This window comes from Bradyrhizobium manausense, assembly GCF_001440035.1.
In the GTDB taxonomy this organism is placed as follows: domain Bacteria; phylum Pseudomonadota; class Alphaproteobacteria; order Rhizobiales; family Xanthobacteraceae; genus Bradyrhizobium; species Bradyrhizobium manausense.
In genome coordinates this window covers 662,461-685,710 of sequence record NZ_LJYG01000112.1, presented here as the reverse complement: position 1 = coordinate 685,710, position 23,250 = coordinate 662,461, and the positions used below count along the sequence as shown (strand labels likewise).

General features: G+C 65.7%; 20 protein-coding genes, 2 pseudogenes and 1 riboswitch. Of the genes and pseudogenes, 17 read left to right on the top strand and 5 right to left on the bottom strand.

All coding sequences use genetic code 11. The annotated features are described in order from the left end of the window. A pseudogene (locus AOQ71_RS49375) lies at nt 1-177 on the top strand (precorrin-3B C(17)-methyltransferase); the annotation flags it as partial. On the opposite strand, the gene AOQ71_RS39785 reads toward AOQ71_RS49375, so the two are convergent. Then, nucleotides 153-899 carry a cobalt-precorrin-6A reductase gene (locus tag AOQ71_RS39785; RefSeq protein WP_057758872.1) on the bottom strand — a complete coding sequence of 249 codons (747 nt, stop codon included), beginning with the start codon at nt 897-899 and terminating at the stop codon, nt 153-155. The pseudogene AOQ71_RS49375 and the gene AOQ71_RS39785 overlap by 25 nt on opposite strands. On the opposite strand from AOQ71_RS39785, the gene AOQ71_RS39780 reads away from it, so the two are divergent. From AOQ71_RS39780 to cobT, 7 genes are read left to right on the top strand one after another with little or no spacing between them, the layout of a single operon-like run. After that, nucleotides 898-2,091, top strand: a complete 1,194-nt coding sequence (locus AOQ71_RS39780) for a bifunctional cobalt-precorrin-7 (C(5))-methyltransferase/cobalt-precorrin-6B (C(15))-methyltransferase (RefSeq protein WP_057758870.1) — start codon at nt 898-900, stop codon at nt 2,089-2,091. The genes AOQ71_RS39785 and AOQ71_RS39780 overlap by 2 nt on opposite strands. Continuing rightward, a complete protein-coding gene (locus AOQ71_RS39775) occupies nt 2,088-2,456 on the top strand; it encodes a cobalamin biosynthesis protein (protein WP_057758868.1) in 369 nt (122 codons plus the stop codon). The genes AOQ71_RS39780 and AOQ71_RS39775 overlap by 4 nt, the downstream gene beginning before the upstream one ends. Beyond that, nucleotides 2,453-3,235 carry a precorrin-4 C(11)-methyltransferase gene (gene cobM, locus AOQ71_RS39770; RefSeq protein ID WP_057758866.1) on the top strand — a complete coding sequence of 261 codons (783 nt, stop codon included), beginning with the start codon at nt 2,453-2,455 and terminating at the stop codon, nt 3,233-3,235. Before AOQ71_RS39775 ends, cobM begins: the two co-directional genes overlap by 4 nt. Further along, nucleotides 3,235-4,545: a cobyrinic acid a,c-diamide synthase CobB gene (locus AOQ71_RS39765; protein ID WP_057758864.1), complete on the top strand. Its 1,311-nt coding sequence runs from the start codon at nt 3,235-3,237 to the stop codon at nt 4,543-4,545. The genes cobM and AOQ71_RS39765 overlap by 1 nt, the downstream gene beginning before the upstream one ends. Continuing rightward, nucleotides 4,542-5,273, top strand: coding sequence for a uroporphyrinogen-III C-methyltransferase (gene cobA / locus AOQ71_RS39760; protein WP_057758861.1), 732 nt, complete (start codon nt 4,542-4,544; stop codon nt 5,271-5,273). Before AOQ71_RS39765 ends, cobA begins: the two co-directional genes overlap by 4 nt. Continuing rightward, nucleotides 5,270-6,019 carry a precorrin-6A synthase (deacetylating) gene (cobF, locus tag AOQ71_RS39755; RefSeq protein ID WP_057758859.1) on the top strand — a complete coding sequence of 250 codons (750 nt, stop codon included), beginning with the start codon at nt 5,270-5,272 and terminating at the stop codon, nt 6,017-6,019. The genes cobA and cobF overlap by 4 nt, the downstream gene beginning before the upstream one ends. A gap of 10 nt (nt 6,020-6,029) precedes the next feature. Continuing rightward, a complete protein-coding gene (gene cobT / locus AOQ71_RS39750) occupies nt 6,030-7,088 on the top strand; it encodes a nicotinate-nucleotide--dimethylbenzimidazole phosphoribosyltransferase (RefSeq protein WP_057758857.1) in 1,059 nt (352 codons plus the stop codon). An 87-nt stretch (nt 7,089-7,175) separates the two neighbouring features. Here cobT and AOQ71_RS39745 read toward each other — a convergent pair whose 3' ends face one another. Then, entirely contained in the window at nt 7,176-7,748 is a 573-nt protein-coding gene (locus AOQ71_RS39745; protein ID WP_057758855.1) for a histidine phosphatase family protein, read from the bottom strand. Nucleotides 7,749-7,819: 71 nt separating this feature from the next. After that, nucleotides 7,820-8,038: riboswitch (cobalamin riboswitch) on the top strand. 116 nt (nt 8,039-8,154) lie between these two features. Here AOQ71_RS39745 and AOQ71_RS46140 point away from each other — a divergent pair. Together AOQ71_RS46140 and AOQ71_RS39735 are read left to right on the top strand one after the other, a co-directional pair. Then, the gene (locus AOQ71_RS46140) at nt 8,155-10,512 is read left to right on the top strand and encodes a TonB-dependent receptor (protein ID WP_057758853.1); all 2,358 of its coding nucleotides are present in this window, start codon (nt 8,155-8,157) and stop codon (nt 10,510-10,512) included. Nucleotides 10,513-10,521: 9 nt separating this feature from the next. Beyond that, nucleotides 10,522-11,958: a PepSY domain-containing protein gene (locus tag AOQ71_RS39735; protein ID WP_057758851.1), complete on the top strand. Its 1,437-nt coding sequence runs from the start codon at nt 10,522-10,524 to the stop codon at nt 11,956-11,958. A 4-nt stretch (nt 11,959-11,962) separates the two neighbouring features. Here the strand turns inward: AOQ71_RS39735 and AOQ71_RS39730 are convergent, their stop codons facing one another. Further along, nucleotides 11,963-13,099, bottom strand: a complete 1,137-nt coding sequence (locus AOQ71_RS39730) for an MFS transporter (protein WP_057758848.1) — start codon at nt 13,097-13,099, stop codon at nt 11,963-11,965. Nucleotides 13,100-13,576: 477 nt separating this feature from the next. Here AOQ71_RS39730 and AOQ71_RS39725 point away from each other — a divergent pair, with 477 nt between their 5' ends. The 7 genes from AOQ71_RS39725 (at nt 13,577) to AOQ71_RS39695 (ending at nt 21,672) form a co-directional block, all read left to right on the top strand. Next, entirely contained in the window at nt 13,577-14,509 is a 933-nt protein-coding gene (locus AOQ71_RS39725; RefSeq protein WP_057758846.1) for an N-carbamoyl-D-amino-acid hydrolase, read from the top strand. Nucleotides 14,510-14,555: 46 nt separating this feature from the next. Continuing rightward, nucleotides 14,556-16,025 (top strand): dihydropyrimidinase, encoded by a 1,470-nt coding sequence (hydA, locus tag AOQ71_RS39720; protein ID WP_057758844.1) that lies wholly within the window; start codon nt 14,556-14,558, stop codon nt 16,023-16,025. Between the two features lie 179 nt (nt 16,026-16,204). Further along, nucleotides 16,205-17,809, top strand: a complete 1,605-nt coding sequence (locus tag AOQ71_RS39715) for an ABC transporter substrate-binding protein (protein WP_057758842.1) — start codon at nt 16,205-16,207, stop codon at nt 17,807-17,809. Between the two features lie 17 nt (nt 17,810-17,826). Next, the gene (locus tag AOQ71_RS39710) at nt 17,827-18,768 is read left to right on the top strand and encodes an ABC transporter permease (RefSeq protein ID WP_057758840.1); all 942 of its coding nucleotides are present in this window, start codon (nt 17,827-17,829) and stop codon (nt 18,766-18,768) included. Then, complete coding sequence (locus AOQ71_RS39705) at nt 18,765-19,688, top strand: ABC transporter permease (protein ID WP_057758838.1); 924 nt, start codon at nt 18,765-18,767, stop codon at nt 19,686-19,688. The genes AOQ71_RS39710 and AOQ71_RS39705 overlap by 4 nt, the downstream gene beginning before the upstream one ends. Nucleotides 19,689-19,702: 14 nt before the next feature. Continuing rightward, the gene (locus AOQ71_RS39700) at nt 19,703-20,692 is read left to right on the top strand and encodes an ABC transporter ATP-binding protein (protein WP_057758835.1); all 990 of its coding nucleotides are present in this window, start codon (nt 19,703-19,705) and stop codon (nt 20,690-20,692) included. After that, a complete protein-coding gene (locus AOQ71_RS39695; protein WP_057758833.1) occupies nt 20,689-21,672 on the top strand; it encodes an ABC transporter ATP-binding protein in 984 nt (327 codons plus the stop codon). The genes AOQ71_RS39700 and AOQ71_RS39695 overlap by 4 nt, the downstream gene beginning before the upstream one ends. A gap of 157 nt (nt 21,673-21,829) precedes the next feature. On the opposite strand, the pseudogene AOQ71_RS39690 reads toward AOQ71_RS39695, so the two are convergent. After that, nucleotides 21,830-22,273, bottom strand: a pseudogene (locus tag AOQ71_RS39690) (helix-turn-helix domain-containing protein); the annotation flags it as partial. Between the two features lie 243 nt (nt 22,274-22,516). Continuing rightward, nucleotides 22,517-23,224, bottom strand: coding sequence for a hypothetical protein (locus AOQ71_RS39685; RefSeq protein WP_057758831.1), 708 nt, complete (start codon nt 23,222-23,224; stop codon nt 22,517-22,519). Nucleotides 23,225-23,250 lie beyond the last annotated feature (26 nt).

Below are 23,250 nucleotides of genomic sequence, written 5' to 3'. Positions count from 1 at the left end.
GGCGGGCGCCTTGTGATCTTCGCGCGCGCGATCAGCGCGCCTGACGAGACGATCGTGACCGTGCCGCTGAATGATGCGACGCCTGAGATGGCCGACATGCGCACGCTGGTGATCGTCGGCAACTCGCAGACGCGCCGCGTTGGCCGCTGGGTCTATGCGCCGAGGCAAGTCCGATGACCAAGCCACTGCATCACTTCCGCGACGGTCTCGACCCGCTTGCGCTCGGGCAAGTTTGGCCGCGAGATCATGATCACGGGCAGGCCGAGCAGGCGGGCCGCGTCGATCTTGGCACGGGCGCCGTCGCCGCCGGAATTGCGGGCGACGATCCAGGCGATGCCGCGCATGCGCATCATCTCCAATTCGCCGTCAATCGTGAAGGGTCCGCGCGAGACGATCACATCGGCGGCGAAGGGCAGGGGCACTTCGGGCGGATCGACGAACCGCAGCGTGTAGGCATGCTGCGGCTTCGCCGCGAACGGCGCGATGTGCTGGCGGCCGATGGCCAGGAACACGTTGGCGCGTGCTTCGGGCAGCGCAGCGACTGCTGCGTTGACGTCAACCACTTCAATCCAGGTATCATCAGGCGCTTTCGCCCAGGGGGCACGCTCCAGCGCGATCAGCGGCGTGCCGGCCGCCGCGCACGCGGCGATGGCATGGCGGCTCATCTCGGCCGCGAAGGGATGGGTCGCGTCGATCACATGCGTGATGCGTTCGCGGCTGATGTAATCAGCAAGACCGCTCACGCCGCCAAAGCCGCCGCTGCGGGTCGGCAGCGGTTGACCGGCAGGGGTTCTGGTGCGCCCACCATAGGAATACACCGCATCGATCCCTGCGCGCGCGATCTCGGCGGCGAGCAGGCTCGCATCGGCAATTCCGCCCAGAATAAGGGCGCGCATCATGGTTGATTCCCCGGCTAATCCTTGGCTGACCATCATCGGTATCGGCGAAGATGGCCTTGCCGGGCTGTCGGAGGCAAGCCGAAAGGCGCTGGCCAAGGCCGAAACCGTGTTCGGCGGCGAGCGCCATCTTGCGCTTGCCGCCGCCGGCAGCCGCGGCCGCGCGTGGCCGGTACCGTTCGACGCCAGCGCGGTGCTGAATTGTCGCGGCCGGCCGACAGTGGTGCTCGCCTCCGGCGATCCGTTCTGGCATGGCGCCGGCGCGAGCCTTGCCGAAATGCTCGATGGCGATGAATGGATCGCGCATCCGGCACCGTCGACCTTCTCGCTTGCGGCCGCGCGGCTCGGCTGGCGACTTGAGGCCACGACGTGCATCGGCCTCCATGCGGCGCCGTTCGAGCGTCTGGTGCCGCATCTGGTGCGAGATGCGCACATCATCTGCCTGATGCGCGACGCAGCTTCGGTCGGCGATCTCGCTAAATGGCTGACCGAGCGCGGATGGGGCGCGTCACTGATGTGGACGCTCGAGGCGCTTGGCGGTCCACGGGAAAACACTGACCAGCATCGCGTCGACCTCTTTGCCGAGGAGATCGCCGCTGATCTGGTCGCGGTGGCGGTGTGGGCGAGGGGAACCCAGGGCATTCCCCGCAGTTCGGGCCTACCAGACGATCTGTTCGTCCATGACGGCCAGATCACCAAGAGGCCTCTGCGCGCGCTCGCGCTCTCGGCCTTGGCGCCGCGTCCGGGCGAGCGGCTGTGGGACATCGGTGCAGGCTCAGGTTCGATCTCGGTCGAGTGGGCTCTGTGCGGGGGAACCGCGATTGCGGTTGAGATGCGCGAGGATCGCGCCGCGAATATTCGCACCAATGCGGCATCGTTTGGATTGGCGCATCGGATCGCGGTTGTCAGTGCACGGGCGCCGGAAGCCTTCGCAACGCTGGACGAGCCCGACTCCGTCTTTGTCGGAGGCGGTCTCGATCGCGCAATGTTCGAAGCTGTCTGGTCGCGGATTGCGCCCGGCACGCGGTTCGTCGCCCATGCCGTGACGTTGGAGACGGAAGCGCTGCTCGGCCAGCTGCATCAACAGCATGGCGGAGAGTTGATGCGGGTCGAGATCGCGCATGCCGCTCCCCTCGGCCGTTACCACGCGTGGGAGGCGACGCGGCCGGTGGTGCAATGGAGTACGGTCCGATGAAGGTCGCCGGGCTTGGATTCAAACAGGATGTGACGCTGGCCTCTTTGCGCGAGGCGCTGCTGGCAGCCGGCGGTTCCGCGGGGCTGGCTGCGGTCGCGACCGTGAGCGACAAGGCGGATGCGGAGCCGCTGAAGCAGCTCGCGCGCGAGTGTGGCGTTCCGATCAAGGCGGTCCCCGCCGAGACCCTGGCCGGCATCGCAACGCCGACGCAGTCGCAGCGGATCACCGAAAGGTTCGGCACGGGCTCGCTCGCCGAAGCCGCCGCCCTCGCGGCCGCCGGCCCTCACGCGCGGCTGATCGCAACGCGCGCGGTCTCGCGGGATCGCGCGGCGACGGCGGCGATCGCCGAAGGAGACGGCCCATGACGGTGCATTTCATCGGCGCCGGGCCGGGCGCGCCCGATCTGCTCACCCTGCGCGGGCGCGACTTGATCGCGGCCTGTCCGGTTTGCCTCTATGCGGGTTCGCTGGTGCCGGAAGGCGTGCTTGCGCATTGCGCCCCAGGCGCGCGGATCGTCAATACGGCGCCGCTGTCGCTCGACGAGATCATAGCCGAGATTGCCGCGGCCCATGCCGCAGGCAAGGATGTCGCGCGGCTGCATTCCGGCGATCTCTCGATCTGGTCGGCGATGGGCGAGCAGCTGCGCCGCCTGCGCGCGCTCGGCATTCCCTTTACTGTCACGCCGGGCGTTCCGTCCTTCTCCGCAGCCGCTGCCGCGTTGGAAGCCGAGCTGACATTGCCCGGTCTCTCCCAGTCGGTTGTGCTGACGCGCACAGCGGGTCGCGCCAGCGCGATGCCCGATGGGGAGAAGCTCGCGGCCTTCGCCGCGACAGGCGCGGTGCTCGCCATCCATCTGTCGATCCATCTGCTCGACAAGGTCGTTGCCGAGCTCACCCCGCATTACGGCGCGGACTGCCCGGTCGCGATCGTCTGGCGTGCGAGCTGGCCGGACCAGCGCGTCGTCCGCGCCACGCTGGCGACGCTCGATGCCGCGCTCGGCGCCGAGATGGAGCGCACCGCGCTGATCCTGGTCGGCAAGACGCTTGGCGCGTCGGATTTCGACGAGAGCCGGCTTTATGCCGCCGACTACGACCGCCGCTATCGGCCCGTTGGCACTGAACCGCGCTTTCCGGAGGCGTCGTGATGGCAGCTGCCCTCGTCATCTCCGCACCAGCCTCGGGCGTCGGCAAGACCACCCTCACGCTGGCGCTCGCGCGTGCCTGGCGTAATCGTGGCCTGAACGTGCAATGCTTCAAGAGCGGCCCTGACTATATCGATCCCGCCTTCCATGCCGCCGCTACGGGCCGCGCTTCGGTCAACGTCGATAGCTGGGCGATGGACAGCGCGACGATCTCACATCTGATCAGCCGCGGCGCGGATGCCGATGTCGTGCTCGCCGAGGGCTCGATGGGCCTGTTCGACGGGGTCGCTGCGCGCGGTGTCTCCGGCACCGGTGCGACCGCCGACATCGCGGAGATGCTGGGCTGGCCGGTGGTTCTGGTGATCGACCCGTCCGGACAGGCGCAGACAGCGGCGGCGATCGCGGCTGGCCTGCGCGATTATCGCGCCGGCGTGCGCCTTGCGGGCGTCGTGCTCAATCGCATCGCCAGCCCGCGCCATGAAGACCTCGTGCGGCGTGCGTTGAACGATGCCGGGATTGCCGTGTTCGGCGCATTGCCGCGCCATGCCGAGATCAGCCTGCCGAAGCGGCATCTCGGCCTGGTGCAGGCCGAGGAGCAGGCGGAGATCGGAAAACTGATCCAGGAGGCCGCGCGCTTTGTCTCGGAGCATGTCGATCTCGATGCGGTGCTGCAATCGGCCGCAAGCTGGTCGCCGCAGCCGGTCGTGAACGGCTTGAACGTGACGCCGCCCGGCCAACGCATCGCGCTCGCCCGCGATCCCGCGTTCTCCTTCGTCTATCCGCATATGCTGGAAGCCTGGCGCGCGGCCGGCGCGGAGATATCGACCTTCTCGCCGCTGGCGGACGAGGAGCCCGACGCGAGCGCCGATGTGTGCTGGCTCCCCGGCGGCTATCCCGAGCTTCACGCAGGCAAGATCGCCGCGAACAGGCGCTTCCGCAGCGGCCTGCGCGCCTTCGCCGAGACGCGGCCGGTGCATGGCGAATGCGGCGGGTATATGGTGCTGGGAGCTGCTTTGACTGACGCCGATGGTATCAGGCATGAGATGACAGGCCTGCTCGGCCTCGAGACGAGCTTTGCCAAGCGCCGCATGCATCTTGGCTATCGTCTTGCCGCGCTTGCGGCGCCGATGCCGGGGCACAAGGTTGGCGCGCGGCTGCGCGGCCATGAGTTTCACTATTCGACTATTCTCGCCCAGCCCGACACGCCGCTGGCCGTCGTGCACGATGCGACCGGTGCGGTCATCGCCGAGAGCGGCTCGCGGCGCGGCCACGCCACCGGCACCTTCTTTCACCTGATCGCGGAGGACCGGTGAGCGGCTTTGTCTCCTTCGTCTCCGCCGGTCCCGGCGATCCTGAATTGCTCACGCTCAAGGGTGCTGCGCGGCTGCGCGAGGCTGATGTTGTGCTCTATGACGATCTCGCCTCCGGGGCGATCCTCGATCTGGCGCGGCCCGGGGCCAACCTCGTCGCGGTGGGGAAGCGGGCAGGCCGGCCATCGACAAAGCAGCATCATGTCAACCGCCTGCTGGTCGACTATGCGGCGACGGGCGTCCGCGTCGTGCGGCTGAAGTCGGGCGATGCCGGCATCTTTGGCCGGCTCGAGGAGGAGATCGAGACGCTGCGCGAGGCCGGCATCGGCTATGAGATCGTTCCCGGCGTCACCTCGGCCTGCGTCGCCGCCGCACATGCCGGCATTCCGCTGACGCGTCGCCACACCTCGCGCCGGGTCCAATTCGTGACCGGTGCCGATGTCACCGGCGAGCTGCCGCCCAATTTGAACTGGGTGGCGCTTGCCGATCCCGATGCGACGACGGTGGTCTATATGGGCCGGCGCACCTTTCCGGCGCTCGTCGCGAAACTGATCGAACATGGCCTCTCGCCGAGCACGCCGGCGCTGTTCGCGGAATCGCTCGGCCGCGCTGACGAGCGTCTGGTCCGCACCACTGTTGTCGAGCTGGCCGATCAGCTGGCGCGCGGCGGCGCGGCCTCGACGGCCGCCGTCATCCTGTTCGGCGCGCTGGCGGAGGGCGGATCGTCATGATGACCCTGTCCCTGATCGGCATCGGCTGCGGCGATCCCGGCCAGCTCACGCGCGCGGCAATTGGCGCGATCAACACCGCAGACCTGATCCTGATCCCGCGCAAGGGCGCCGCAAAGTCCGACCTCGCCGATCTCAGGCGGACGATTTGCGCCGATGTCCTCACCAACGACACCACGCGCATCGCCGAATTCGATCTTCCCGTGCGCGACGCCGGCGAAGCCGATTACCGCAAGGGCGTCGACGATTGGCACGACGCGGTCGCCGCGATCTGGTCGCAGACGATCGCCGATCATCTGGGCGCAGACGGCAAGGTCGCGCTGCTGATCTGGGGCGATCCCTCGCTCTACGATTCCTCGCTGCGCATTGCGCGCCGGCTCACTCCCTTGCCTGAGATCGAGGTGGTGCCGGGCATCACCTCGATCCAGGCGCTGTGCGCGGCACATGCGCTGCCGCTCAACGATATCGGTGAGCCGTTCCTGGTGACGACGGGACGCCGCTTGCGCGAAGGCGGCTGGCCTGAAGGCGTCGACACCGTCGTTGTGATGCTTGATGGCGGCACGGCGTTCCAGTCGCTGGATCCTGAAGGCCTTCAGATCTGGTGGGGCGCCTATCTCGGCATGGCCGACCAGATCATCCTGTCCGGCGCGCTGACTGAGGTCGGCCCGCGCATCGTCGCCGCGCGGCAGGGCGCGCGCGAGCGGAACGGCTGGATCATGGACAGTTACATTCTCAAGCGCAGGCCATAAGCGAGGCAGCATGCTCCCTGAATGGGTTACCCAGAAATGCCCCGAAATCTCCGCCGACCACCGCGAAGCGGCGATTGCGCGGCAGGCACAACTGACAAAGCCGACCGGTGCGCTCGGCCGCCTCGAGCAGCTCGCGATCGAGCTCGCCGGCCTGCAGGCGACCGAACGCCCGCGCGCCGCGCGCGTGCCGATCATCATCTTCGCCGGCGATCACGGCGTCGTCGCGCAGGGCGTGTCGGCCTATCCTCAGGCTGTGACGATCGCGATGATGGCGAATTTTGCGTCCGGAGGTGCCGCGATCTCGGTGCTGGCGCGCGAGCTCGGTTCGACGCTCGAAGTTGTCGATGCCGGCACGCTGGCCGAGGAAGCGATGCCTGATATCATCACGGATAAGCCGCGCCACGGCACGCGCGATTTCAGCGTTGAGCCTGCGCTCACGCCGGCTGAGCTGGCCTTTGCGTTCGAGGCCGGCCAGCGCGCCGTAGCGCGGGCGAAGGCCCATCAGCCTGACCTGCTGATCTTCGGCGAAATGGGCATCGGTAATACCACGGCTTCTGCGGCGATTGCCGCGAGCCTGCTCGGCATCGGCGCCGAGGAGATCGCGGGCAGTGGTACCGGCGTCGATGCGGCCGGCCGTGCGCACAAGGTGCGCGTGATCGAGGCGGCAATCGCGCGCCACGGTGTGGCGAGCGCTTCGCCCGAAAACATCCTGTGCACCGTCGGCGGCCTCGAGATCGCTGCGATATCAGGCGCGATCATCGCGGCCGCGCAGGCGCGCATTCCCGTGCTGATCGACGGTTTCATCGTTTCGGTGGCGGCACTGGCGGCGGTGCGGCTCAATCCGTCGTGCCAGCCATTCCTGCTGCCGTCGCATCAATCGGCGGAGCAGGGGCACCGGCTGGTGTTGCGTGCGCTGAACGTGCAGCCCTTGATCAGCCTCGATCTCAGGCTCGGCGAAGGTTCTGGCGCCGCGATCGCGCTGCCGCTGGTGCGATCGGCCTGCGCGCTCCACAATGACATGGCGACCTTCGCGCAGGCCAACGTGCCCGACAGGCCTAAAGCGCGATGAGATTAGAATGAATCGTCATCGCGCTTCGGGTTGTTGTTTGAGCATGATCTCTTCGGAAAACCGCTTTGCACTTTTCCGGATCATGCTTTAGCTGACCCGCTGGTTGACCGACACGACCCGCCAGCCGGTCGCGAGCCGGTCGATCCGGGTCAGCGACAGCGGATCGATCACGAAGCGCAAGGCGGCATCCGGCGTCAGGTCGAGCGCGATGCACAGCGCGGCGCGGATCGTGCCGGAATGCACAATCAGCGCCGCCGGACCCGCGCCGACCCGCGCGAGGCCCAGCCGGACGCGGGCGACCTGATCTTCAAAGCTTTCACCGCCCGGTGGTCTCTGATGCGCAGGGTCGTTCCAGAACTGCGCATAGGCCTCGCCACCGCTGCTGGCGAGCTCGTCGTGCCGCCGGCCGGTCCAGTCGCCGAAATCCTGCTCGCCAAACTCGTGCACCAGTTCTGGTTCGAGCCCCAGCGCGCGCGCCGTCTCGATCGTGCGCCGCGCAGGGCTCGCATAGCTCGCAGCATCGTGTGGCAAGCGCGACCGCAGCACCTCCAGTTGCGCGCGATCGGTCAGGTCCGCCGCTGCATCGGCCGCGTGGATCGTCCCTTTGACGCCGTCGACGGGCGCATGTCGGATCAGCCAGAGGAAGGTCGCGCCTTCCATGTCAATCTCCGGGAAGTTGGTGGCTGTGGCAATATCGCCGCGTCTTGCACATTGACTCCGTCTTGGTCGTAATCCTAGATGCTGGCGACGGTTTCCCCGAGAGGGGATGAAAAGGGAATGCGGTGCGGGGACAGTGTCGTAAGGACATCGTCCCCAATGCCGTAGCTGCCCCCGCAACTGTAAGCGGTGAATCCTTCGTCTTTAAAGCCACTGGGGTCCTCGGTCCCGGGAAGGCGACGAAGCGGTCACGACCCGCGAGCCAGGAGACCTGCCGTCAGCCGTGGTCACACGCGAAGATGTCGGTCGGGGAGTACAGACATCAGGCTTCATCGGAAGGCTTAGTGCCTGATGATGGGACCTTGGTTCGCGGTGACGTGCCACTGACGTCACTCCGAGGTCCAGGACCGTGTTTACCAGCCGTATTGTACGACCACGCCGCATTTTGCTGGCGTCTGCCGCTCTGACATCTCTTGTAGTTGTCGATATGTCCGCCGCTTTGGCGCAGCAGGCCCGCGAGACGCTGCCGGCTGTGGAGGTGTCGCCCCCGCAATCCCGCAAGCGGGCCAAGCCGGCCGCCCGGGACGCGGCAGGCACCCGCCGCGCGACAGCGCGCAAGCCGACCGCGGCGGAGGTCGCGCCAAGACCGGTCGTGACGAACAATGCGGCGCCGACGCCGCTCAACAGCAATGCGGTTGCCGAAAGCGCCTCGCGCCTCGGCTTGACGGTGCGACAGACACCCGCAACGGTCGAAGTCATCTCCGCCGGGACCATGCGCGAGCAGGGCTACCGCACCGTCTCCGATGTCGCGCAAGGCGCGGTTGGCGTCACCGCCGGCGACAATCCCGCCGAGCCTTCAGCCTTCTCGATGCGCGGCTTCACCAACAGCCAGATCAACACGCTCTACAACGGCATCAAGATCGGCCCGCAGAACATGACCTCGCGGATCATGGACACCGCCAATCTCGAAGCCGTGGAAATCCTCAAAGGCCCGGCCTCGCTGATCTCGGGCGAGGGCGCCGCCGGCGGCGCGATCAATTTCGTTACCAAGCAGCCGCACACGGGGCCGATCCGGAACGAAGCGGACTTCTCCTGGGACTCGTTGAACTCTTTCCGCGCGCATTACGGCTCGGGCGGCAGCACCAATGTGCAGGGGCTGGACTACCGTTTCGACTTGAGCCGCTCCACGCTTAACGGCTTTGCCGACGATACCAGCACCAGGACGCTCGATGTGTCTGGCCAGCTCAATTACCGCATCTCGGACAGCCTCAAGGTTTGGGGCGCGATCGAATATCGCGAGGATCGCGGACGGGCCTATTGGGGCGCGCCCCTGGTGCCCGTGGCCTTCAGCGGCTCGCACGCGACGGCAGGCATCGTCTCGGGCGCTTATATCTCGAACTTCAACGGGACCAATCTCGGCCCTGTTACCATCGACGATCGCACCTTCAACACCAACTACAACGTTCTCGACAACCGCAACGTGGCTCAGGAGGTGTGGCTCCGCGGCGGCTTCGAGCTGGGGCTCGCGCCCGACCTCACCTTGAAGAGTCAGGCCTATGCCTACGGCGCGGAGCGCTCCTGGCTCAACAACGAGGTTGAGGCGTTCAACACAACGACGAATACGGTCGATCGCAGCCGCTTCTATGTCGCGCACAGCCAGCGTCTGGTCGGCAATATCACCGACCTGACGTGGGATGCTGATATCGCGGGCCTCGAAAATCGTCTCGTCACGACCTTTTCGTCGAGCTATCTCGATTTCGTCCGGCCGGGCGCGGCGAATTTCCCCGGCGATTCCGTTGATCTCGTCGATCCCGACCGTGGCTTCTATGGCCTGCTCACGACCAGGCAGCAGACCGCGCGGATCGACAACGAGGCGCTGTCGTTCGAGGATCGGCTGAAGCTGACGCGGACATTCGCTCTGATCGGCGGCCTGCGCGTCGAACATATCGGGCTCGACCGCAACTCGACCGACGTCAACGGGCTGGAGAACGCGGGATTCCCGTTTACGAAATCCTGGGCGCCCGTCACGGGGCGCCTCGGCTACACCTGGGAGGCCATTCCCGGCCTGACCTTCTTCAGCCAGTACGCCACCGGCGCAGATGTCTCGGCCAACAACATCTTCCTGCTCGGGCCGACCCAGCCGCTCGATCTGACCACCGCACGCACCTACGAGACCGGCGTCAAGCACGTACTCTGGGACAACAGGGCGGAGTGGTCGTTCTCGGCCTACGATATCGTGCGCAAGAACGTCTATGCCGCGGCCGGCGGCCAGACGCTCAACATTGCGGGGCGGCAGGAGTCCAAGGGCGTCGAGCTTGCCGGATCGATTCGCCCCATCGCGCCTTTGCGTCTCTGGGGCAACATCGCCTATGTCGATGCGCGTTATGCCGACTATGATTTCACCGGCGGCTCGTTCTCGGGCAACAGGCCGCCGAACGTGCCGCGCATCGTCGCCAATGCCGGCGCGTCCTGGCGCTTCTCCACACCCTGGCCGGTGGAGGTCGGCATCACCGGCCGTCATGTCGGCGATCGCACCAACAGCGACGCCAACACGGTGACCATGAATGCCTATACCGTCGGCGACGTTTACGCCTTCGTCGATATTCCCAAGACGGTTTTCAATGCCGTCGACCAGGCCCGCCTGACCTTTCGGGTGCGCAACGTCACCGACAAGCGCTACGCGATCTGGGGCGACCCGTTCTATCCCGACCAGATCCTGCTCGGTGCGCCCCGGACCTACGAGATCGCCGCCGCGTTCAAATGGTAGGGGGATCACATGACCGGCGTGATCGTCCTTCTGCACCGCTGGCTCGGCATCGCGTTCTGCCTGATGTTCGCGATGTGGTTCGCAAGCGGGATCGTGATGCACTTCGTTCCGTTTCCCGCACTGACGGAGGCGGAAGGCCTCACCGGTCTGGCGCCGGTGGAGGGGGCATCGATCATTCCGGTTGCCGACGCGGTCGCCGCAAGCGGGATCACGGACGCCACGCGCATTCGCCTGATCCAGCGCAGCGACGGGCCGGTCTATGTCGTGTCGGGACCGTCGCGGGTTCGGGCGGTCCATGCGTCAGACGGAGCCGACGCCTCGGTGGAATTTCCCGATGTCGCGCTCGCCATTGCACAGGACCATGCCCGCCGACGCGGGCTCGATGCCGCACGCGCTGCGATCATTGCGCGCGCCGATTACGATCAATGGAGCGTGCCGAACGGGTTTGATCGCCACCGGCCGCTATTTCGCATCGCTCTCGGCGATGCGGCCGGGACGGAAATCTACGTGTCGTCGCGGACCGGCGAGGTGGTGCTGGACACGACCCGCAGCGAGCGCGGCTGGAATTGGGTCGGCAGCGTCGTGCACTGGATCTATCCGACGGTTCTCAGGAGCAACTGGGTGCTGTGGGACCGGGTCGTCTCGATGCTGGCGCTGGTGGCCCTGATCGCGGCGGCGCTTGGGGCGCTGCTCGGTGTCATCAGGATCAAGGTCCGGGGGCGGGTCTCGTCACCCTATCGCGGCTGGCACGCTCTGCACCACGTCATCGGTCTCGTTTCGACCGTCTTCGTGCTGACCTGGATTTTCAGCGGCTGGCTCTCCATGGATCACGGCCGGCTGTTTTCGCGCGGGCAATTGACCGCGGCTGAGGCGGGCATAACGAATGCTGTACCGGACTGGCGCACGGCTCCATCGCTCGATCAGCGGGCGCTGTCGATTTCTGCCCGCGAAGTCGAATGGTTTGCTTTCAATGCGAATGTCTTTCGGCGCGACCGGACCGATCTTGGCCGCCAGACCTTGACCAAAGCGGGCGAGGCGGCCCGCGATCGGCAGAAGACGTTCCTGGATGCGCAGGAGGTCCTCCGCCTCACGACGCGCCTTTCGGGAGGCTGCGGCGCGGTGTCGGTTGTTGCGGATGACGACGCCTATCCGGCTCGGTCCAGCGTTCCCGGCGCTCCAGTCTATCGCTCACGCTGCGGCGATCTCTGGTTCGATATCGACGGCGCTGACGGCAGCATTCTGCAAAGGCTCGATGCTTCGCGGCGCGTCTATCGCTGGGCCTACAGCGCGCTGCATACGCTGGACGTCCCCGTCCTCATGGCGCATTCGCGCCTGCGCGATGGCCTGATCGTCGGGCTTTGCGCGCTTGGCCTGGCGTTCTCCGTCACCGGAATCGTGATCGGCTGGCGGCGCTTGCGGGCAACCTTTGCAAGCAAAGGCGCATGACGCGCTAAATTTTTCTGGTCACGGCGCGCGCCGACAGCGTGACGATGCACATCAGCGCGGCGAGCATCCAGAATGCCGCCGGCAATCCGATGGCATGGGCGACAAAGCCGATGCCGGCAGGGCCAACCAGCACACCGGCATAGCCGGCGGTGGTGATCGACGCCACCGCAAGCCCGGTGGGCATGGCGGTCTGCCTGGCCGCACCACGGAACAGCACCGGCACGAGGTTCGAGGCGCCAAGGCCGATCAGCAGGAAACCGGCGATGGCAATGGCCGCGCTCGGTGCGAGCAGCAGCACCGCAAGGCCCGCGACCGCAAGCAGGCTTCCCCCGATCAATGTCGCGCGATTGCCGATCCGCGCAACGACAGCGTCGCCGCCAAGCCGGCCCACGGTCATCGCAATCGAGAACACGATGTAGCCGATCCCACCGCGAGCCTCGCTGACGAGGCCCGCGCCGATGACGAGCAGGGCACCCCAGTCCAGCATCGCGCCTTCGATCAGGAACGTGACGGCGGCCAGCAGCGCCAGCAACAGCACGATGCCGTGCGGCAGCACGAACAGCGGTCCCTCCTGCGCCTGTGTCCTGCGCAGCAGGCGTGGCCAAGTCATCGCCATCGCGATCAGCATCAGTACGGAACAGATCAATGCGCTTCCGAGCGGTCCAAGATGCAGCGACAGCAGCGCCGTCATCACCGCCGATCCGGCAAACCCGCCAATGCTGAACAGCGCATGAAAGCCCGACATCAGCGGCTGTCCTGCCGCGCGCTCGACCTCGACGGCGTGGATGTTCATGGCGACATCGATGGAGCCGAGCGCGGCTCCGAATGCGAGCAGCGACAGCGCCAACGCTACAGGCGTGCCGGCGACGACCAGCAGCGGCAACATCAGGGCAAGGCCGATCCCGCCGGCGATGATGATCGGCTTGGTGCCGTAACGCGCGCTCAAAATGCCGGTTGCGAGCATCGCAACGACCGAGCCGATGCCGAGGCTGAGCAGCAGCAGGCCGAGGACGGCGTCGTCGACCGCGAGCCGTGCCTTCGCGAACGGAACCAGCGGCGCCCAGCACGCAAGGCCGAATCCGGCGACCAGGAACGAGAGGCGCGTGGCGAGCCGCGTCGCCGGCCGGTCGGCTGAGGCCATCGGTGAAACTCCGGGAGGGAAGCGCACGCGATCGCGGGCGAGGGATGTGCTGGGATGTGCTTAAATCATCAACGGGAAGCGAAGGCCAGAGTTCCGGCAGCCCCGTGAGTTGACGCCTGTAAATTAGCCAGACAGCTCAATTCCTTCGATTGCAGCGGGCGAAAGTCGCTAATTCATCGCGGAAAATCCGTGGTGCGCTGCACGTTATCCCTATGCTCACGTGCTCATTCCGCGGGCAGTGCGGTCCACCGAGATGGAGGTGAGCGCGCATCCTCTGGACGTGGAGTATCATCGCCGCGCCCGAGGGTTTACTGGGGCGCGGCTGCAAGGTGCCGAACGGGGAGAACGGACGGCATGAAAGCTGCTTGGCTGGCAAAACGCCGCTCGGCCACGTTATGCTGCGCGCGCAGACCCGCCCTTGAAGCTGCGATCGCCAGCCTCGCCAAAAAAAGTCGTCAAGAAGTCAGGACATCGCTGATGCGTATCGTCACAGTTGCAGCCGCTCAGATGGGCCCGATTCAGAGGGCCGACAGCCGCGAGGCCGTGGTCAAGCGCATGATCGCGCTGATGGACGAAGCCAAGAGAAGAGGCGCCGATCTCATCGTCTATCCCGAGCTGGCACTGACGACGTTCTTCCCGCGCTGGTATGTGGAGGACCGAGCCGAGTTCGACAGCTGGTTCGAGCGCGAGATGCCGAATGCGGCGACCATGCCGCTGTTCGAGCGCGCGGCGCAGCACAGAATCGCGATGAATTTCGGCTATGCCGAGCTGACGCCCGACGGTCACCACTTCAACACCGCGATCCTCACCGACAAATCCGGCAGGATCGTCGGCAAATATCGCAAGGTCCATCTGCCCGGCCATGTCGAATACGAATCCCACCGCTCGCATCAGCACCTGGAGAAGCGCTATTTCGAGCCGGGCGATCTCGGCTTCAACGTCTGGCGCGAGCTCGGTGGCATCATCGGCATGGCCATCTGCAACGATCGCCGTTGGCCCGAGACCTATCGCGTCATGGGCTTGCAGGGCGTCGAGATGGTGCTGATCGGCTACAACACGCCGTCGGTGAATGCGGAGAAGAGCGAAGAGGGCGTCGAGAAGCGCCTGTTCCACAACCGCCTCTCCGTGCAGGCCGGCGCCTATCAGAATGCGACCTGGGTGGTTGCGGTCGCCAAGGCCGGCGTCGAGGATGGGCATGCGCTGTTCGGCGGCAGCCTGATCGTCGATCCCAATGGCGAGATCGTTGCCGAAGCAAAGACCGACGATGACGAGGTTCTGGTCCACGCCTGCGACCTCGACGCCACCACCTTCGGCAAGACCACGATCTTCGACTTCGCCAGGCATCGCCGCATCGAGCATTACGGCCTGATCACCAGCCGCACCGGTGCGGTGCCGCCGCCTGAGAAGTGATGCGGACGGCCTTCTCGCAAGCTGGCGATCAACCATGGAGTGCCTCATGACCGAACCCACCTACGACCTCATCATCCGCGGCGGGCGCGTCGCCACAACAACAGACGTGTTCGAGGCGGACGTTGCCATCTCCGGCGAGACCATTGCGGCCATCGGTCGTGGTCTGCCTCCGGCCAAGCGCGAGATCGATGCGCGCGGCAAGCTGGTGCTGCCTGGTGGCGTCGACAGCCACGCCCATATCGAGCAGCTCTCCGCGGCCGGCATCATGAATGCCGATACGTTCGAGAGCGCGACCGTATCGGCGGCGTTTGGCGGCACCACCACGGTGATTCCGTTCGCAGCGCAGCATGTCGGCATGAAGCTGCCGCAGGTGGTGGAGGATTATCACGCACTCGCCAGGAAGGGCGCCGTGATCGACTACGCCTTTCACATGATCATTGCGGATGCGACCAGGGAGACGGTCGAAGAGCACATTCCCGCATTGGTGAAGCAGGGCCATGCCTCGATCAAGATCTTCATGACCTATGACCGGCTCAAGGTGGACGACGAGCCGCTGCTCGACATCCTCCTCGCCGCGCGCCAGTCCGGCGCAATGCTGTGTGCGCACGCGGAGAACCACGGCATCATCGCGTGGATGGTGAAGCGGCTGCTCGCGCGCGGCTACACCATGCCGAAATACCACGCCGTCAGCCACGCCCGCGTGTCTGAGGCGGAAGCCTTCACCCGGCTGATCGGCATGGCGGCGCTGATCGACCAGCCGATCATGATCTTCCATGTCTCGACCGCCGAAGGCGCCAAGGTGATCCGCGACTCGCGGGGGCAGGGGCTGAAGGTGTTTGCCGAGACTTGCCCGCAATATCTGTTCCTCACCGCTAGCGATCTCGACAAGCCCGGCGCGGAAGGCGCGAAGTGGATGTGCAGTCCGCCGCCGCGCACGCATTCCGACCAGGAAGCACTGTGGCAGGCATTGTCGCTCGGCGATCTCCAGACCATCTCGTCGGATCACGCGCCCTATCGCTTTGATGAGACCGGCAAGCTGCGTGCCGGCCCCAATCCGAACTTCAAGCAGGTCGCCAACGGCCTTCCGGGATTGGAGCTACGGCTGCCGCTGCTGTTCGACGCGATGGTCTCGAAGGGCAGGCTCGGTCTCGAAAAATTCGTCGAGCTGACCGCGACGGCGCCGGCAAAGATCTACAATCTGCGTCCGCGCAAGGGCTCGATCGCCGTTGGCGCCGATGCCGATATCGCGATCTGGGATCCCAACCGCGAGACCGTGATCGCCGACGAGATGATGCACGATCTCGCCGGCTACACGCCGTTCGCCGGCCGCAAGCTCAGGGGCTGGCCGGTTTCCGTGCTGTCGCGTGGCCGGCTGATCGTCGACGGCGGCAAATGTCTCGCCAGCGCCGGCAGTGGCCAATTCCTGGCGCGCAGCGGCGGCGAGGCGGCGAAGCCGACCGGTCGGCTCGTGGCGGACATGGATCCGGAGCGGAATTTCGGAGCAAAACTGCTGTGATCGCGCACCCGGCGCGACGACGATCGTCGTCCGCGCTGCTGCGCGGCGACAGGCGCAAGTCGCCAATAGCCCGCTGCCGAAGGAACGGTTGCTGGCATACCATTTGCAGGCCGATGGGCTCTGTTTCACCTGCCTTTGGCCAATGATTGGCTGGCACCACGGCTTTACTGGAGGACTTTATGGATCGCAGGACGGTATTGAAGGGACTGGCCGGCGCGAGCGGTCTGGCATTGACCGGTGGCCTCTCGGCCCCGGCGATCGCGCAAGGCGCGGCAGCCCGGACCCTGCGTTTCGTGCCGCAGGCCAATCTCGCCAATTTTGACCCGATCTGGGGCACCCAATATGTCGTGCGCAATGCGGCCGCGATGGTCTGGGACACGCTCTACGGCATCGATTCCTCGTTCCAGCCGCAACGGCAGATGGTCGAATCCGAGGAAGTGACGGACGACGGCACGACCTGGACGTTCAAGCTGCGCTCGGGCCTGAAATTCCACGACGGCGAGCCGGTGCGGAGCAAGGACGTCGTCGCGAGCCTCAGCCGCTGGGCTGCGCGCGACCCCATGGGCCTGATGCTCAAGGCGATCCAGCAGGAACTCACGGCCGTCGACGATCGCACCTTCAAATGGGTGCTGAAGCAACCCTTTCCGAAGCTGCTCTACGCGCTCGCCAAGAACAATTCGCCCTGCGCCTTCATCATGCCGGAACGCATCGCGCAGACCGATCCGTTCAAGCAGATTTCGGATTATATCGGCTCCGGCCCGATGAAGTTCGTCGCGGGCGAATGGGTGCCGGGCGCGAAAGCGGTGTTCGAAAAATTCGCCGACTATGCGCCGCGGCAGGAGAAAGCGTCCTGGCTCGCAGGCGGCAAGCAGATCCTGCTCGATCGCATCGAGTGGGTGATCATGCCGGATCCGGCGACCGCGGCGGCGGCGTTGCAGAATGGCGAGATCGACTGGTGGGAGAACCCGATCGCCGATCTCGTTCCGGTGCTGAAGAAGAACAAGAACATCAATGTCGATATCGGCGATCCGCTCGGCAATATCGGCTCGTTCCGCATGAACTTCCTGTATCCGCCCTTCAACGACGTGCGCGCGCGGCGCGCCGTGCTGATGGCGATGAGCCAGGAAGACTATATGCGCGCGCTCGTTGGCGACGACGATTCGCTGTGGAAGCCGCTGCCCGGCTTCTTCACGCCCGACACGCCTCTTTACACCGAGATGGGTGGCGAGGTCCTGAAGGGCAAGCGGGATCTTGATGCCGCCAAGAAGCTGCTCGCCGAGAGCGGCTATTCCGGCCAGCCGGTGACGTGTCTCGTCGCGCAAGACCAGCCGATCACCAAGGCGATGGGCGACGTGACGGCCGATCTGTTGAAGAAGCTCGGCATGAATGTCGACTTCGTGGCGACGGATTGGGGCACGGTCGGCTCGCGCCGCGCCCAGAAGACGCCGCCGGGCCAGGGCGGCTGGAACATGTTCCACACCTGGCATGCCGGCGCGGACTGCATCAATCCCGCGCCCTACACCGCCATTCGTGCCAATGGCGACAAGGCCTGGTTCGGCTGGCCGACCAGCGCCGGCACGGAAAAGGAGGTCACGTCCTGGTTCGAAGCCAAGAACCTCGACGAAGAGAAGGCCGCGATCGGCCGTCTCAACAAGGCGGCGATGGATGACGTCGTCTACGCGCCGACCGGCTTCTTCCTGACCTACACCGCGTGGCGCAAGAATGTCTCCGGTGTGACCAAGGGACCGCTGCCGTTCTTCTGGGGCGTGACGAAGACCGCATGATCCTGCGCTGAGGCCAGATGCTTTCCTACATCCTCCGGCGCATCGTCGCCACCTTGCCGGTGATGGCGATTGTCGCGCTGTTCGTGTTCAGCCTGCTCTATATCGCGCCGGGTGATCCGGCCGTGGTGATCGCGGGCGACCAGGCGAGCCCGGAGGATGTGGAGCGCATCCGCCAGAGCCTCGGCCTCGACCGGCCGTTCCTGATCCAGTTCGGAAGCTGGGTCTGGCGTCTCATGCACGGCGATCTCGGCACCTCGATCTTCACCAACCTGCCGGTGTCGACCATGATCGGGCAGCGTCTCGGACCGACGCTATCGCTGATGGTGATCACGCTGCTGCTCACGATCCTCGTCGCGGTGCCGCTCGGTGTCGTTGCGGCGTGGAAGGCCGGCAGTTTCATCGATCGGGCCATCATGGGCTTCGCCGTGTTCGGCTTCTCGCTGCCGGTCTTCGTGGTCGGCTACATGCTGGCTTACATCTTCGCACTCGAGCTCGAATGGCTTCCGGTGCAGGGCTATACGCCGCTCAACCAGGGCTTCTGGCCGTGGCTGCAGAATTTGATCCTGCCGGCGATTGCGCTCGGCTGCGTCTATATCGCGCTGGTGGCGCGCATCACCCGTGCCGCCATGCTCGAAGTGCTGCAGCAGGACTATGTCCGCACCGCCAAGGCCAAGGGCCTCGGGCAGGGCGGCATCCTGTTCATTCATGCGCTGAAGAACGCGGCGGTGCCGATCGTCACCGTGATCGGCATCGGCATCGCGCTCCTGATCGGCGGCGCGGTCGTGACGGAAAGCGTGTTCGCGATTCCCGGTCTTGGCCGTCTCACCATCGATGCGATCCTGCGGCGCGACTATCCCGTCATTCAGGGCATCGTGCTGCTGTTCAGCTTCGTCTACGTCCTCGTCAACCTGATGATCGACGTCACCTACACGCTCGTCGACCCGAGGATCCGCTATTGACCGATACCACTGTCAACCCGCAGTCGCTTCCGGCCGGGCTCGTCCTCGCGCCGCAACTGCCTGACATCCTGCGGCCGGTCACGATCCGCCGGGGCTTCATCGGGTTCTTGCGCGGCCATCCGACCGTCGCGATCGGCGGCCTGTTGCTGCTGGTGCTCGTGCTGATCGCGGTTTTTGCGCCGTATCTCTGGACCGTCGAGCCGACTGCGCTCGCGCCTGCCAAGCGCACGAGGGCGCCGTCGGCAGCGTTCTGGTTCGGCACCGACGTGCTCGGCCGCGATATCTATTCGCGCGTGCTGTTCGGCGCGCGGGTCTCGCTCACGGTCGGGCTGTCGGTTGCGATCTTCGCCTCCGCGGCCGGCCTTGCCATCGGCATGGTCTCGGGCTTCGTCCGCTGGGCCGACGGCATCTTGATGCGCTTCATGGACGGCTTGATGTCGATCCCGCCGATCCTGCTCGCGATCGCGCTGATGGCGCTGACGCGCGGCAGCGTCGGCAACGTCATCCTGGCCATCACCATCGCCGAGATCCCGCGCGTCTCGCGCCTGGTCCGCAGCGTGGTGCTGTCGCTGCGCGAGCAGCCTTATGTGGATGCGGCGGTCGCGTGCGGCACACGCACGCCGATGATCATCCTGCGCCACATCCTGCCCAACACGGTTGCGCCGATGCTGGTGCAGGCGACCTATATCTGCGCCAGCGCCATGATCACCGAGGCGATCCTGTCCTTCATCGGTGCCGGCACGCCACCCACCATTCCGTCCTGGGGCAACGTCATGGCCGAGGGCCGCGCGCTGTGGCAGGTCAAGCCCTACATCGTGTTCTTCCCGGCGGCCTTCCTGTCCGTCACCGTGCTCGCCGTGAACCTGCTCGGCGACGGCCTTCGCGATGCGCTCGATCCGCGCATGGCCAAGCGTCTCTGAACGGGCTGATCGCGATGGCGTTGCTTGAAGTCGAGAACCTCCAGACCCACTTCCGCACTCCCAGCGGCATCAACCGCGCGGTGGACGGGGTGTCCTTCCATGTCAATGAGGGCGAGACGCTCGCCATCGTCGGCGAGTCCGGCTGCGGCAAGTCGGTCACCTCGATGTCGCTGATGCGGCTGATCCCGGAGCCGCCGGGCAGGATCGCGGGCGCGATCCGCTTCGCCGGCAAGGATCTGCTGCAAATGTCGGATCGCGAGATGCGGGCCATCAGGGGCAACGACATCTCGATGATCTTCCAGGAGCCGATGACCAGCCTCAACCCGGTCCTCACCGTTGGCCGCCAGATCCGCGAGACCCTGATGATTCATCAGGGCCTGGACAAGCAGGCCGCCGAGGCGCACGCGGTCGAGATGCTGACGCTGGTCGGCATTCCCGAGCCGAAGCGGCGCGTGCGGGAATATCCGCACCAGCTCTCCGGCGGCATGCGCCAGCGCGTGATGATCGCGATTGCGCTCGCCTGCAATCCGAAGCTCCTGATCGCGGACGAGCCGACCACGGCGCTCGACGTCACCATCCAGGCGCAGATCCTGAAGCTGATGCTCGATCTGAAGCGCCGCGTCGGCGCCGCGATCATCCTGATCACCCACGATCTTGGCGTCGTCGCTGAGATCGCCGAGCGCGTCATGGTGATGTATGCCGGCCGCAAGGTCGAGGAAGCGCCGGTGGCCGAGCTGTTCCGTTCCCCGCGCCACCCCTATACGCAAGGATTGCTCGGCGCAGTGCCGAAACTCGGCTCCTCGCTATCAGGCACCACGACGCGGCTCGCTGAAATTCCGGGGCAAGTGCCCGATCTGCGCAAACCGATCACCGGCTGCGTCTTCGCCGGCCGCTGCGCGCTCGCGACCGATCTCTGCCGGCAATATGCGCCGGGGCTCGAGGAGAAGGGGCCGCGCCATATCGCGGCCTGCCACTACGCAGCCAAGGGAGCCGTCGCGGCATGAGTGTCCCGCTGCTCCAGGTCAACGACCTCAAGAAGCATTTTCCTGTCAACAAGGGCCTGTTTGGGCGCAACTCCGAATTCGTTTATGCCGTCGACGGCGTCTCGTTCGAGATCGCGCGCGGCGAGACTCTGTCGCTGGTCGGCGAATCCGGCTGCGGCAAGTCGACGGTCGGCCGCGCGATCCTGCGGTTGTTCGATGTGACGTCGGGCCAGGTGATCCTCGACGGCCAGCGCATCGACGATGCGCTGCCGAGCACGATGCGCCAGATGCGCCGGCGCGTGCAGGTCGTGTTCCAGGATCCGTTCTCGAGCCTCAATCCGCGCATGCGGGTGCGCGACATTCTGGCCGAGCCAATCCGCAATTTCGGCCTCGCCAAATCGGCAACCGATCTCGAAACGCGCGTGACCGCGCTGATGGACACGGTGCGCCTGCCGCGCGAGGCGCTGAACCGCCGGCCACACGAGTTCTCCGGCGGTCAGCGTCAGCGCATCGGCATCGCCAGGGCGCTGGCGGCCGAGCCCGAGCTGATCGTCTGTGACGAGGCGGTCTCGGCGCTCGACGTCTCGGTCAAGGCGCAGATCGTCAACCTGCTGCAGGATCTGCAGCGCGAGTTTGGCCTGGCGCTGCTCTTCATCAGCCATGATCTCGCCATCGTCGAGCATATGACCCATCGCGTCGCGGTAATGTATCTCGGCAAGATCGTCGAGGTGGCGCCCCGGCGGCAGATCTTTGCAGCGCCGCGACATCCCTATACCAAGGCGCTGCTCTCGGCGGTCCCGCTGCCGGACCCGGGGGCCAAGCGCAGTCCCATCATCCTCGGCGGCGACGTGCCGAGCCCGATCAACCCTCCGAAAGGCTGCCGCTTCCATACCCGCTGCCCGTACGTCTTCGATCGCTGCCGGACCGAAGAGCCGCAGCTTCGTTCGGCGGAAGGCGAGCAATGGGTCGCCTGTCATCTGGATGCGCTGCCGACGGGATAGGCGCATTCGTGATGCCGAAAACCGCGGCGCCATGAAAAAAGGGGCCGTCCTGTGAGGGTGCAGGGCGGCCCCAAGAGGCTCGTAGGCCCGGGAGGAGGAGGGCGCGAGCCGGCGCAGTGGCAGCGCACTTACGCCAAGCGGGTTGTCGAGAGCGTTGTCATGCCGCCGTGCTCACGATGTGGCCCTGATCCCATGATGGACGCCGTCGTGGCAGCGTTTCAACGTCAGGCCGGTGGCTCTTGCTGGCCGCACGCCAGCGCGCCGGGGTCTCGCCGCTGATGCGCTTGAAGACGGTCGAAAAGTGCGCCTGAGTGCTAAAGCCGACTGCAAGAGCGATCTCGGCCAACGGTCTCTCTGATGTCGTCAACAGCGACTTCGCCTGCTCGATGCGATGGTTGAGCAGATATTCGCGCGGACGATATCCGGTCGCTGCACGGAACTGCGCGGCGAAATGCATCCTGGAGAGGCCTGCGACGCCGGCGAGCTCGGACAGGCTGATGCCGCGTTCGAAATGAGCGGCGATGTGTTGTTCGACGCGTCGGAGCCGCCATTTCGGCAGAGCATTGACCTTGGCGCGTGGCAATTCGGGGCGGACCTCGTGATCCCGGGGCCCCGCCGCAAGGTCGATCCGGGTGTAAACCGTCTGCAATTCCGTCAGCATCGCCTGTTCTCTCAAAGCTCGTTCGCTGTGACCACGGGACTCCGAACCCCTCGGCATGGTGACAGCATATGCGCGAGCCGGCCTCGAAGCCCGTTAGGAACTGTTAGATTCTGTAGATGCAGACAATCTGCAGTCATCGATCGCAGAAAGTTCCCTTGAACCAGGTCCCAGAGACTTGCCCCGCTACTCGAAGACAGCGTCGAAGATCTCGACGTCGATCAGCACCGGCCTGGCGATAGCGCTGCCGTCGGGCTGTTGCATCAGCGTGCGCCGCAGGGTCGGAACGACGATGCCGCCGAAATTGTCGTGAGCCCATGAATAGTGCGCGACACGCGCGCCGAGCAGATCGTGATCGGTTCGCCGCTGCAAGGCATTTTCATCGAAGTAGAACACCTGTTCGGACGCAAGATTGATCAGGCTCGGCGGCAATTGCGCGCGAAGGCGCCGCCACGTCTCATTGTTCTCCCGCCACGGCGGCAGCTCCTCGATCGCAACGTCAGGACGGGCGAGAAGGAATGGGGTGGTGAGATAGTTCCAGATCTGGACTCCGCAGAAGAAAACCAGATGCAGCTCGTCCGCCAGCGCATGCGTGCCGTTGGTGGGGACGGCGAGACTGGGGTTGCTCAAGGTCCGCAGCAACTGACCGTCGAGGGTTTCGATCGTGATCGCATCAGGCGCGAACGCGCCTGACTGTTCGCCGCCGGTGATCCCCGTGAAGCGCACCGATTGTGTGCGCATCGATCCTTCCGCGGTGACATCCTTGAATTCGCGGGCATGCCCGGCGTCCGCGAACAGCGTTCCGCCGACGGACAAATGCAGGGTGAACCGGCTCAAGCTGTTCCAGCGGGCCAGTCCCCCGCAGGCGTCGATCGCATCGTCGAGAAGTGCCATGTCTCACTGCATCCACCATGAATTGG